Below are 12,449 nucleotides of genomic sequence, written 5' to 3' on the forward strand. Positions count from 1 at the left end.
CCACCTGTAATGGTTGATTTATTCATGCAATCGTCTGGCTCCCGTAAATCCCGTCGCTGGTTGATCAGTTTGTTGGTCCTGTTGGTTATTGTCGCCTTGTGCTGGTGGTTCTGGCCTGCGTCCACTTCCGGCAAGGGGGCCGATAGCAACAAGAAGCCTGCAACGAGCGGGATGGCACGTCCTGGCTTCGGCGGATCGGCTGTCGCGGTTCCGGTGCGTGTGGCCCCGGCTACCGAAGGTGATTTTCCGATCTACTACAAAGCGCTTGGCACCGTGACGGCGATGAACACCATCAATGTGCGCAGCCGCGTGGCAGGGGAGCTGGTGAAGATTTATTTCCAGGAAGGGCAGATGGTCAAGGCGGGTGATCTGCTGGCTGAAATCGATCCGCGCAGCTATCAGGTGGCGTTGCAGCAGGCCGAAGGTACGCTGGCCACCAACCAGGCGCTGCTCAAGAACGCTCAGCTCGACGTGCAGCGTTACCGAGGCTTGTTTGCCGAGGACAGCATCGCCAAGCAGACCCTCGACACTGCCGAGTCGCTGGTCAATCAATACAAGGGCACGATCAAGACCAATCAGGCTGCCGTGGCTGACGCAAAACTCAGCCTGGACTTCAGTCGCATCCGTGCCCCGATTGCCGGGCGTGTCGGCCTCAAACAGCTGGACGTGGGCAATCTGGTTGCCGCAAATGACACGACAGCACTGGTGGTGATTACCCAGACTCAGCCTATTTCCGTGGCGTTCACGCTGCCTGAAAAAGACCTGTCGAAAGTCATTTCCCGCTACCGCACCGGCGACAAGCTACCCGTTGAAGCCTGGGACCGTGGCGATACGAAGATGCAGGCTACCGGCGTACTGGCCAGTCTCGACAACCAGATCGACGTGGCCACCGGCACACTGAAGTTCAAGGCGCGTTTCGATAACAGCGACGAGGTCCTGTTTCCCAATCAGTTTGTCAACGTGCGGCTGCGCGCCGACACGCTGAAAAAAGTCACGCTCGTGCCGACCGCGGCCGTGCAGTTCGGCACCGACGGGACCTTTGTCTATGTGCTGGACGGTGACAAGAAGGTCAAGCTCAAGCTGCTCAAGACCGGCCCGAGCGACGAGACATCCACGGTGATCACCGAAGGTCTGGCGGCCGGCGAGCGGGTGGTGCTTGAAGGCACCGACCGTCTGCGCGACGGTGCCGAAGTCGAAGTCGTCAACGACAGCAAGGAAGTGCCGGCTGGCCCGGCTCAGAAGCTGCAAGGCAAGCCTGACAGCAAGACCGACAAGTCGGCGGCGCTCGGCAAGGTGGAAAAACCAAACGTATGAACATGTCGCGCCTGTTCATCCTGCGTCCGGTTGCCACCACACTGAGTATGTTGGCAATCGTCCTGGCGGGTCTGATCGCCTATACCTTGCTACCGGTTTCGGCGTTGCCCCAGGTCGACTATCCGACCATTCGGGTGATGACCCTGTACCCAGGTGCCAGCCCGCAGGTGATGACCAGCTCCGTGACTGCGCCTCTGGAACGTCAATTCGGACAGATGCCCGGCCTGACCCAGATGGCCTCGACCAGCTCGGGCGGTGCGTCAGTCATTACGTTGCGCTTCAGCCTTGAAATCAATATGGATGTGGCCGAGCAGCAGGTGCAGGCGGCGATCAACGCGGCCACCAACCTGCTGCCAACCGACCTTCCAGCGCCTCCGGTCTACAACAAGGTCAACCCGGCCGACACACCGGTTCTGACCTTGGCGATCACCTCGAAAACCATGTTGTTGCCCAAGCTCAATGATCTGGTCGATACGCGCATGGCGCAGAAGATCTCGCAGATCAGCGGCGTGGGCATGGTCAGCATTGCCGGCGGGCAGCGGCAGGCGGTCCGGATCAAGGTCAACCCGGAGGCGCTGGCCGCCAACAGCCTCAACCTGTCCGATGTGCGTACCCTGATCAGCGCCTCCAACGTCAACCAGCCGAAGGGCAACTTCGACGGGCCGACCCGCGTGTCGATGCTGGATGCCAACGATCAGCTGAAGTCTCCGGAGGAGTACGCCAACCTGATTCTGGCCTACAAGGATGGCGCACCTTTGCGCCTGAAGGATGTCGCCGAAATCGTCGATGGTGCCGAAAACGAGCGGCTCGCGGCCTGGGCCAATCGGAGTCAGGCAGTACTACTGAACATTCAGCGTCAGCCGGGTGCCAACGTCATCGAGGTGGTCGACCGGATCAAGGCGTTGTTGCCGTCGATCACCGAAAACCTTCCGGCCGGCCTCGACGTCGTGGTCCTGACGGACCGCACGCAGACGATCCGCGCGTCGGTGACCGATGTTCAGCATGAATTGCTGATCGCGATCATCCTGGTGGTGCTGGTCACGTTCCTGTTCCTGCGTCGTTTCAGCGCGACGATCATTCCCTCGATTGCCGTTCCACTGTCACTGGTAGGCACGTTCGGCGTGATGTACCTGGCAGGCTTTTCGGTCAACAACCTGACGCTGATGGCCATGACCATCGCGACCGGTTTCGTTGTCGATGACGCCATCGTCATGCTGGAAAACATCTCCCGGCATATCGAAGAGGGCGAAACGCCCTTGCAGGCCGCCCTCAAGGGCGCGAAGCAGATCGGTTTCACCCTCATTTCCCTGACACTGTCACTGATTGCGGTATTGATCCCGCTGTTGTTCATGGCCGACGTGGTAGGGCGGCTGTTCCGCGAGTTCGCGATAACCCTGGCGGTCGCGATATTGATATCGCTGGTGGTCTCGCTGACCCTGACGCCGATGATGTGCGCGCGCTTGCTAAAGCGCGAGCCCAAGGAAGAAGAGCAGAGCCGCTTTTACCGGGCCAGCGGTGCCTGGATCGACTGGCTGATCGACATCTACGCGGGCAGGCTGCGCTGGGTGCTCAAGCATCAGCCACTGACCCTGCTGGTTGCCTTGGCCACCCTGGCACTGACGGTGCTGCTGTACATCGTCGTACCCAAAGGCTTCTTCCCGGTGCAGGACACCGGCGTGATCCAGGGCATTTCGGAAGCGCCACAGTCGGTCTCGTTCGCAGCGATGAGCCAGCGTCAGCAGGCACTTGCCGACATCATTCTCAAGGACCCGGCGGTGGTCAGTCTGTCGTCCTACATCGGTGTCGACGGTGACAACGCCACGCTGAACAGCGGGCGTCTGCTGATCAACCTCAAGCCCCACGGAGCACGGGACCTGACCGCGTCCGAGGTGATCCAGCGCCTGCAGCCCGAAGTCGACAAACTGTCGGATATCCGTCTGTTCATGCAGCCAGTGCAGGACCTGACCATTGAAGACCGGGTCAGTCGTACCCAGTATCAATTCAGCATGTCGTCGCCTGACGCCGAACTGCTGACGTTGTGGAGCGAAAAGCTGGTAGACGCGCTCGGCAAGCGGCCCGAACTGAGGGATGTTGCCAGCGACCTGCAGGACAAAGGTTTGCAGGTGTACCTGAACATCGATCGTGATGCGGCCAGCCGGGTCGGGGTCACGGTTGCGAACATCACCGATGCGCTGTACGACGCCTTCGGTCAGCGCCAGATATCCACCATCTATACGCAGGCCAGCCAGTACCGAGTGGTGCTGCAGGCTGCGTCGGGCAGCGAGCTCGGTCCGGCGGCGCTGGAGCAGATCCACGTCAAGACCACCGATGGTGCACAGGTGAAGCTGTCCAGCCTGGCGCGTGTCGAGCAGCGCCAGGCTCAGTTGGCCATCGCGCACCTTGGGCAGTTTCCGGCGGTGATGATGTCGTTCAACCTGGCGCCCGACATCGCCCTGGGCAAGGCGGTGAAGGTGATCGAGGAGGTCGAGCAGGAGATCGGCATGCCGATTGGCGTGCAGACCCAGTTTCAGGGCGCAGCCGAAGCGTTTCAGGCGTCATTGTCCAGCACGCTGCTGCTGATTCTGGCGGCGGTGGTCACCATGTACATCGTGCTGGGCGTGCTCTACGAGAGCTACATTCACCCGATCACCATCCTCTCGACCCTGCCGTCGGCAGCAGTGGGGGCCTTGCTGGCTCTGCTGATCAGCGGCAACGATCTGGGGATGATTGCGATCATCGGCATCATTCTATTGATCGGTATCGTCAAGAAGAACGCGATCATGATGATCGACTTCGCGCTCGACGCTGAGCGCAACCGCGGTGTTGCGCCCGAGCAGGCGATCTACGACGCGGCGCTGTTGCGCTTCCGGCCGATTCTCATGACCACCCTGGCAGCGTTGTTCGGCGCCATCCCGCTGATGCTCGCCAGTGGTTCCGGCGCCGAATTGCGGCAACCACTTGGGCTGGTGATGGTCGGCGGGCTGTTGCTCAGCCAAGTCCTGACACTGTTCACCACGCCGGTCATCTACCTGTATTTCGACCGCCTTGGCCGTCGCTGGAGTCGCAAGCCTGCCGATCCGGACCGAATGGAACGGGCTGACGCATGAATCTCTCAGCGCCATTCATCAGCCGCCCCGTCGCGACCGTTCTGCTGAGCCTGGCGATCATGCTGCTCGGCGCGGTGAGCTTTCGCTTGTTGCCGGTGGCACCGTTGCCAAACATGGATTTCCCGGTGATCGTGGTCTCGGCCAGTCTCGCCGGTGCCAGCCCTGAGGTGATGGCGTCCACGGTGGCAACGCCGCTGGAGCGGTCGCTGGGCAGCATTGCCGGCATCAACACCATGACCAGCAATTCAAGCCAGGGCACGACACGGATCATTCTGCAGTTCGACCTTGATCGCGACATCAACGGCGCTGCCCGGGAAGTGCAGGCGGCGATCAATGCCTCACGCAACCTGCTGCCCAGCGGGATGCGCAGCATGCCGACCTACAAGAAGGTCAACCCGTCCCAGGCGCCGATCATGGTCTTGTCGATGACCTCGACAGTGCTGGAAAAGGGCCAGCTTTACGACCTGGCGTCCACCATCCTGTCGCAGAGCCTGTCACAGGTTTCCGGGGTCGGCGAAGTGCAGATCGGCGGCAGCTCGCTGCCTGCTGTGCGTATCGAACTGGAGCCGCAGATGCTCTCCCAGTACGGTGTATCGCTCGACGACGTGCGTACTGCGATCACCAGCACCAACGTAAGACGGCCGAAGGGCTTTGTGGAGGACGACCAGCATAACTGGCAGGTGCAGGCCAACGACCAGCTGGAAACCGCCGAGGATTATGCGCCGCTGATCATTCGCTACAAGGACGGAGCGACGTTGCGCCTGAAGGACGTGGCGAAAGTCAGCGACGCCGTGGAAGACCGTTACAACAGCGGGTTCTACAACAATGACCGTGCCGTGCTGCTCGTCGTCAACCGCCAGGCGGGGGCCAACATCATTGAAACCGTGGCGCAGATCAAGGCGCAGTTGCCTGCGCTGCGAGCGGTGCTGCCGGCCAGTGTCAGCCTCAATATCGCGATGGACCGCTCGCCGGTGATCAAGGCGACGCTGCATGAAGCCGAAATGACCCTGCTGATTGCCGTCGTGCTGGTGGTGATGGTGGTGTTCCTCTTTCTCGGCAGTTTTCGCGCCTCGCTGATCCCCACCCTGGCGGTTCCGGTATCGCTGGTCGGCACCTTTGCGATCATGCACCTGTTCGGCTTCTCGCTGAACAACCTGTCACTGATGGCGTTGATCCTCGCCACCGGTCTGGTGGTGGACGACGCCATCGTCGTGCTGGAAAACATATCCCGGCATATTCACAACGGCCTCGACCCCATGAAAGCGGCTTTTCTGGGCGCCAAGGAGGTGGGGTTCACCTTGCTGTCGATGAACGTCTCGCTGGTCGCGGTGTTCATTTCCATCCTGTTCATGGGCGGTCTGGTCGAAAGTCTGTTTCGCGAGTTTTCCATCACCTTGTCGGTGGCGATCATCGTCTCGCTGATCGTGTCCCTGACCCTGACGCCGATGTTGTGCGCGCGCTGGTTGAAGCCGCGCGAAGCCCATGGGGAAAACGCCTTTCAGCGCTGGAGCGAGCGGGTCAACGATCGAATGGTGGCAGGCTACGACCGCTCGCTGGGCTGGGTGATGCGGCATCGACGTCTGACGCTGCTCAGTCTGCTGGTCACGGTGGTGGTCAATATCGCGTTGTATGTGGTGGTGCCCAAGACCTTTCTGCCGCAACAGGACACCGGGCAACTGATGGGTTTCGTACGCGGTGACGACGGCCTTTCGTTTTCGGTCATGCAGCCTAAAATGGAGACTTTCCGCCTGTCGATTCTCGCTGACCCTGCGGTGGAAAGCGTTGCCGGTTTTATCGGTGGCAGCGGTGGCACCAATAACGCCTTCATGATCGTGCGCCTCAAGCCGATTTCCGAGCGCAAGCTGTCTGCCGAGAAAGTGGTCGAGCGCCTGCGCAAGAACATGCCGCATGTGCCGGGCGGCAGGCTGTTCCTGGCCCCGGATCAGGACCTGCAACTGGGCGGCGGTCGCGAGCAGACCAGTTCACAGTATCAATACATCGTGCAGAGCGCTGACCTGGGCAGCCTGCGTCTGTGGTACCCGAAAATCGTCGCAGCGCTCAAGTCGGTACCCGAGCTGACCGCCATCGACGCACGGGAAGGGCGCGGAGCACAGCAGGTGACCCTGGTGGTCAACCGTGACACGGCCAAGCGGCTGGGTATCGATATGAACATGGTCACGGCGGTGCTCAACAACGCTTACAGCCAGCGCCAGGTATCGACCATCTATGACAGCCTCAACCAGTACAAGGTGGTGATGGAGGTCAATCCAAAATACGCCCAGGACCCGGTGACGCTGGAGCAGGTCCAGGTCATTACCGCAGACGGGCAGCGTGTACCGCTGTCGAGCATCGCCCATTACGAGCGCAGTCTGGCCAACGACCGGGTATCGCATGACGGTCAGTTCGCGGCCGAAAACATTTCCTTCGATCTGGCCGAAGGCGCCAGCCTCGACAAAGCCACTGTGGCGATAGAGCGGGCGATTGCCGCCATCGGGCTGCCGTCCGACATCATTTCCAAAATGGCCGGGACCGCCAACGCCTTCGCCTCCACGCAAAAGAGTCAGCCGTGGATGATCCTCGGTGCGTTGCTTGCGGTGTACCTGGTGCTGGGAATCCTCTATGAAAGCTACATTCATCCGCTGACGATCCTCTCGACGCTTCCGTCCGCAGGGGTTGGCGCATTGCTGACGATCTATGTGCTGGGCAGCGAGTTCAGTCTGATCTCCCTGTTGGGCCTGTTCCTGCTGATTGGTGTGGTCAAGAAAAACGCGATCATGATGATCGACCTTGCCCTGCATCTGGAGCGCGAACAGGGAATGACGCCGCAAGAGTCAATCCGTAGCGCCTGCCTGCAGCGCCTGCGGCCCATTCTGATGACTACGATGGCCGCCATCCTGGGGGCCTTGCCATTGCTGCTGAGCACCGCCGAAGGCGCGGAAATGCGCAAGCCGCTGGGCTTGACCATCATCGGCGGCCTGATCTTCAGCCAGGTCCTGACCCTCTATACCACCCCTGTGGTTTACCTTTATCTCGACCGTCTGCGCCATCGTTACAACAAATGGCGTGGCGTGCGTACCGATGCTGCTCTGGAAACTCCGCTATGACCGAACGCCTGGTATTCACCTCCCGCCCGACAGGGCTGATTCGTCCATTCGCGCTGGGGCTTTGCGTCGTGCTGCTCAGCGCCTGCGCTGTGGGTCCGGATTACCAGAAGCCGTCCATGGCCGCACCCGCGCAGTTCAAGGCTGCGCAGGGCTGGCGTACGGCGACGCCGAGTGACGGGATGGCCAAAGGTGCGTGGTGGGAGGTGTACAAGGACCCGCAACTGAACGCGCTGGTCGAGCGCCTGAACACGTCCAACCAGACCGTCGCCCAGTACGATGCGCAGTATCGACAGGCACAGACACTGGTGCGCAGCTCCAGGGCTGCCTTCCTGCCTACGCTTGACCTGACAACCGGCAAAACCCGCTCGGGGCAGGGCACAGGCACGTCGAATAGCGGCACGAGTGCCTCCGGGATTCGCAACAGTTACAACGCGCAGCTGGGCGTCAGCTGGGAGGCCGACGTCTGGGGCAAGCTGCGTCGCGGGCTGGAGGCGGACACCGCCAATGCTCAGGCAAGTCTTGCCGACCTGGCGGCGATGCGCCTGAGTCTGCAATCGGAGCTGGTACAGAATTACCTGCAATTGCGCGTGATCGATGAACAGAAACGCCTGCTGGAATCCACGGTGGATGCCTACCAGCGCTCCCTGACCCTGACGCAGAACCAGTACCGCGCCGGTATTTCCGGAAGTGACGCTGTCGCGCAGGCGCAGACGCAGTTGAAAAGCACCCAGGCCGACCTGATCGATCTGGCCTGGCAGCGTGCGCAGTATGAGAATGCCATCGCCGTACTGATGGGGATGGCGCCGGCAGACTTCAATCTGCCCGCCAGCACCTCGATTCCGCAGTTGCCGCAGATTCCGCCAGGCCTGCCTTCGCAGTTGCTTGAACGCCGCCCTGACATTGCCGCCGCCGAGCGCTCGGTGATGGGTGCCAATGCCAACATTGGCGTGGCCAAGGCCGCTTACTATCCGGATTTCACGTTGAGCATGAGCGGCGGTTACAGCAGCAGTACCTTTGCCAACTGGATCAGCCTGCCTAACCGCTTCTGGTCGGTGGGCCCGCAACTGGCGCTGACCCTGTTCGACGGTGGCAGGCGCTCGGCCGAAGTCGATCGTACCGAAGCCGTGTATGACCAGACTGTCGCCCAGTACCGGCAGACCGTGCTGAACGGTTTTCAGGAGGTCGAGAACTATCTGGTTCAGCTCAAGGTATACGAGCAGGAAGCTGCGGTACGCCAGGAAGCGCTGGTCTCGGCTCGTGATTCGCTGCGCCTGACCAACAATCAATACAAGGCCGGGCTGATTGGTTACCTGGACGTCGTCAATGTTCAGGCCACCGCATTGAGCAACGAGCGCAGTGTGCTCAGCGTGCTGCAAAGCAGGTTGATTGCCAGCGTTCAATTGATCGCCGCACTGGGCGGAGGCTGGAATGCCGAGACAGGTTTGACGCTCCAGGAATGAGTATTTCGGGTTCAAAAAGCAGTTTTCCAGTGAACTGTTCGCATTAATCGAAAAAATAATAGCTACTCGCCATCTTTTCGACCGGCTGCCGCGACATTTGGCCGCTAATGCGTACAATCACCCGCACAAGATCGGCATGGACGCGCTCATTGGTTTCCAGGTGCGTTTATGTTGATTGGCAGCTACATCCCTTCACTCGTCGTTATCTCGATTCTCGTCGCTATTCTTGCCGCGTATACGGCCCTCGATCTGGTGGGCCGCATCGTTTCGGCCAGGGGCCGTGCTGTCCACTTATGGACTGCGGGCGGCGCTATCGCGATGGGCGTTGGCACCTGGTCGACACATTTCATCGGTATGCTGGCGTTCGTATTGCCCATCGACCTGGGCTACGACGTGCCACTGGTGCTGCTTTCGCTGTTGATCGCCATCGGCTTTTCAGGGTTCGCCCTGTGGCTCGCCACCCAGCCAAGATTGCCCGCGCTGCAACTGAGCCTGGGTGCGGTGTTGCTGGGACTTGGCATCAGCGCCATGCACTACACCGGCATGGCTGCAATGCGCATGCAGCCTGGCATTCAATATACGCCGTGGCTGTTCGTGCTTTCTGTGGTCATTGCTATCGCTGCGTCTGCGGCAGCATTGCGCATAGCCTTCCATCTTCGCCAGCAGCGCCCCAGGGTCTACCTGCTACGCGCCTCGGCGGCGCTGTTGCTGGGGCTGGCTGTCATCGGCATGCATTACACCGGCATGGCCGCTGCGAATTTTGCCGATGGCAGCTTTTGCGGTGCGCTGCCGCAAGGGCTGAGCAGTAACGGGCTGGACCGAATCGTACTGGTCGCCAGCCTGTCGATTCTGGGAATTGCACTGTTCAGCTGTATTCTCGACTCCCATCTGGAAACACGTACCGCCGTGCTGGCCGATTCCCTGACGGAGGCCAATCTGGAACTGACCCACCTGGCCCTGCACGACAACCTGACCGGCTTGCCAAACCGGGCGCTGTTGACGGAACGCATCGATCGGGCCATGAAAAGGGCAGTTGAGACGGGTGGTTGCTTTGCGCTGATGTTCATGGACCTCGATGGCTTCAAGCCGGTCAATGATGCGTTCGGCCACCATATCGGCGACTTGCTGTTGCGGCAGGTCGCTTTGCGTCTTCGCAACAGTCTGCATCGACGCGATACGCTGGCCAGGGTCGGCGGCGACGAGTTTGTCCTGCTGGTGGAGCTTCAACATGCTGAAGATGCATTGGCCGTAGCAAGACGACAGGTCAGCGAAGTCGGCACGCCGTTCAACATTGGCGAACATCAGTTGCAGATATCTCTGAGCATCGGCATCTGCATGTACCCGGGCAACGGCAGCACCCAGCATGAACTTCTGATCAATGCCGACGCGGCCATGTACCACACCAAGGCTGCCGGCAAGAACGGCTACAGCTTTTTCGATGCGTCGATGAACAGCAACGCCCGCAATCAGCTGCAGATGTCGCAGGATTTGCACAGGGCGATCAAACATCGGCAGTTCTGTATCTATTACCAGCCCAAGTTCGACGCCGTGACCGGGCTGCCCGTAGGCGCAGAAGCGTTGCTGCGCTGGAACCACCCGGAACAGGGTGTTCTGGGGCCGGACCTGTTCATTTCCATGGCGGAGAAAACCGGCCTGATCATTCAGATCGGCGAGTGGGTACTGGATGAAGCCTGTCGGCAAATGCGTGAGTGGTACACCCAGGGTTACTCGCACTGGCGTATTGCAGTCAACCTTTCAGCCTTGCAGTTCTGCCATTCCGGTCTGGTCACGGCAGTGGCGGACACGCTGGCCCGGCATCAGTTGCCGGCTAACTGCCTGACTCTGGAAATCACCGAGACCACTGCCATGCACGATGCGGATGCCAGCCTGGCGGTGTTGAGAAGGCTTTCGGAAATGGGCGTGGACCTGTCGATCGATGATTTCGGCACCGGTTACTCCAGCCTGATGTACCTGAAGCGACTGCCCGCCAACGAAATCAAGATTGATCGGGGCTTCGTCCGCGACCTGGAACATGACACCGACGACGCCGCCATCGTTTCGGCCATCGTCGCGGTAGGGCAGGCGTTGAATCTGCGAATAGTCGCCGAAGGCGTTGAAACCGCTGTTCAGCAGCGCTTCCTGACTCATTTGGGGTGTCACTCGCTGCAAGGCTTCCTGCTGGGTTATCCGTTGCCGGCCCAGCAGTTTCTCGAAGAAATCCGCGCCGCCGAAGCGAAAGCTGCAGTGGATGCGTCCGATACCGGGCAAGCGGCTTTCTGAAGCGCGCAGATGGCGCTTGACGGTAAAGGCTGTCACGATCCGAACCGGTTGGTTAACCTGCGAAGGTTGACTGGGTCCTGATGTCGGCCTTTGAAAAAACGAGACACTCCATGGAAAAAGTCCTCATTATCACCGGTGGTTCGCGCGGGATCGGCGCTGCCACAGCGCGTCTGGCCGCCTCACAGGGTTATCGGATCTGCATCAACTACCTGTCGGATCATACCGCTGCCGAAAAGACCGCAGGCCAGGTGAGAGCGATGGGCGCCAAGGCGATCACCGTGCAGGCCGACGTCAGCAATGAAGACGAGATCATGCGGCTGTTTGCCAGGGTCGACTCCGAACTCGGTCGTGTCACCCATTTGGTCAATAACGCGGGCACCCTGGCGCAGGCTTCGAGAGTCGAGGACATGTCGGAATTTCGCCTGTTGAAGATGATGATGAACAACGTCGTTGGCCCGATGCTGTGCAGCAAACACGCCTTGTTGCGCATGTTGCCGGCACACGGGGGGCAAGGCGGCAGCATCGTCAACGTATCGTCGCTCGCGGCACGCCTCGGTTCGGCAGGCGAGTACGTCGACTATGCGGCATCGAAAGGTGCGCTGGACACCTTTACCATCGGGCTGTCCAGGGAAGTCGCAGCGGAAAACGTGCGCGTCAATGCGGTACGTCCGGGTTTCATCTTCACCGACTTTCACGCCTTGAGCGGCGATCCGTTTCGCGTCAGCAAGCTTGAGGGGGCATTGCCCATGGGCCGTGGCGGTACGGCCGAGGAAGTGGCGGAAGCCATTCTCTGGTTGCTGTCGGACAATGCGTCCTACGCCACGGGAACGTTCATCGATGTGGCGGGAGGGCGCTGAAGGCGTCTATGGTCGGGCAGACGCCTTCAGATCCCGTTTACTGAGTCGTCACACCGTGACCGGGGGCGCGTTAGCGGGCGGGTCGCCGACTGGCGTTTCATTGGGCGGCGGTGTGGATGGCGGCGGCTCCTGTTCGGGCACTGGCTTGGGCAGGGCGGGGTCATCGATGTTTGGATCGGGTACTTCTACCGGGTTGGGTAAGGTCATGGTTGCTGCCTCCTTGTCGACCCTGTTTACGACCGCCCGGCGTGGCCGATGATTCAATTGATTTACTTCCCGCCACAGTCGCCCCGTTGATCCGCTCGATGACTGCTTTATCTCTGCGCA

General features: G+C 60.5%; 7 protein-coding genes. 6 read left to right on the plus strand and 1 reads right to left on the minus strand.

Translation table 11 applies throughout. From position 1 onward, the window contains the following. The first annotated feature begins 9 nt into the window (after positions 1–9). The 6 genes from JOE39_RS06300 to JOE39_RS06325 all read left to right on the plus strand — a co-directional run bounded on the left by JOE39_RS06300 (position 10) and on the right by JOE39_RS06325 (position 12,122). Positions 10–1,314, plus strand: a complete 1,305-nt coding sequence (locus JOE39_RS06300) for an MdtA/MuxA family multidrug efflux RND transporter periplasmic adaptor subunit (RefSeq protein ID WP_004417845.1) — start codon at positions 10–12, stop codon at positions 1,312–1,314. After that, positions 1,311–4,421, plus strand: a complete 3,111-nt coding sequence (locus JOE39_RS06305) for an MdtB/MuxB family multidrug efflux RND transporter permease subunit (protein ID WP_057406705.1) — start codon at positions 1,311–1,313, stop codon at positions 4,419–4,421. The genes JOE39_RS06300 and JOE39_RS06305 overlap by 4 nt, the downstream gene beginning before the upstream one ends. Next, on the plus strand, positions 4,418–7,525 hold the full coding sequence (locus tag JOE39_RS06310) for an efflux RND transporter permease subunit (protein ID WP_004417843.1): 3,108 nt from the start codon (positions 4,418–4,420) through the stop codon (positions 7,523–7,525). The genes JOE39_RS06305 and JOE39_RS06310 overlap by 4 nt, the downstream gene beginning before the upstream one ends. After that, on the plus strand, positions 7,522–8,985 hold the full coding sequence (locus tag JOE39_RS06315; protein ID WP_057406704.1) for an efflux transporter outer membrane subunit: 1,464 nt from the start codon (positions 7,522–7,524) through the stop codon (positions 8,983–8,985). The genes JOE39_RS06310 and JOE39_RS06315 overlap by 4 nt, the downstream gene beginning before the upstream one ends. Before the next feature lie 168 nt (positions 8,986–9,153). Continuing rightward, positions 9,154–11,265 (plus strand): bifunctional diguanylate cyclase/phosphodiesterase, encoded by a 2,112-nt coding sequence (locus JOE39_RS06320; RefSeq protein ID WP_024665495.1) that lies wholly within the window; start codon positions 9,154–9,156, stop codon positions 11,263–11,265. A gap of 110 nt (positions 11,266–11,375) precedes the next feature. Then, positions 11,376–12,122, plus strand: a complete 747-nt coding sequence (locus JOE39_RS06325; RefSeq protein WP_003317617.1) for an SDR family oxidoreductase — start codon at positions 11,376–11,378, stop codon at positions 12,120–12,122. A gap of 48 nt (positions 12,123–12,170) precedes the next feature. On the opposite strand, the gene JOE39_RS06330 is transcribed toward JOE39_RS06325, so the two are convergent. Beyond that, positions 12,171–12,329: a hypothetical protein gene (locus JOE39_RS06330; RefSeq protein WP_074996882.1), complete on the minus strand. Its 159-nt coding sequence runs from the start codon at positions 12,327–12,329 to the stop codon at positions 12,171–12,173. Between the last annotated feature and the right edge of the window lie 120 nt (positions 12,330–12,449).

It is taken from the genome of Pseudomonas sp. PvP100 (assembly GCF_017833055.1).
Classification (GTDB): Bacteria; Pseudomonadota; Gammaproteobacteria; order Pseudomonadales; family Pseudomonadaceae; genus Aquipseudomonas; species Aquipseudomonas syringae.

What these genes read in the sequence shown, in the direction of transcription:
- JOE39_RS06300 (WP_004417845.1), top strand. Translation starts at nt 10, where the DNA reads ATGGTTGATTTATTCATGCAATCGTCTGGCTCCCGTAAATCCCGTCGC.
- JOE39_RS06305 (WP_057406705.1), top strand. Translation starts at nt 1,311, where the DNA reads ATGAACATGTCGCGCCTGTTCATCCTGCGTCCGGTTGCCACCACACTG.
- JOE39_RS06310 (WP_004417843.1), top strand. Translation starts at nt 4,418, where the DNA reads ATGAATCTCTCAGCGCCATTCATCAGCCGCCCCGTCGCGACCGTTCTG.
- JOE39_RS06315 (WP_057406704.1), top strand. Translation starts at nt 7,522, where the DNA reads ATGACCGAACGCCTGGTATTCACCTCCCGCCCGACAGGGCTGATTCGT.
- JOE39_RS06320 (WP_024665495.1), top strand. Translation starts at nt 9,154, where the DNA reads ATGTTGATTGGCAGCTACATCCCTTCACTCGTCGTTATCTCGATTCTC.
- JOE39_RS06325 (WP_003317617.1), top strand. Translation starts at nt 11,376, where the DNA reads ATGGAAAAAGTCCTCATTATCACCGGTGGTTCGCGCGGGATCGGCGCT.
- JOE39_RS06330 (WP_074996882.1), bottom strand. Translation starts at nt 12,329, where the DNA reads ATGACCTTACCCAACCCGGTAGAAGTACCCGATCCAAACATCGATGAC.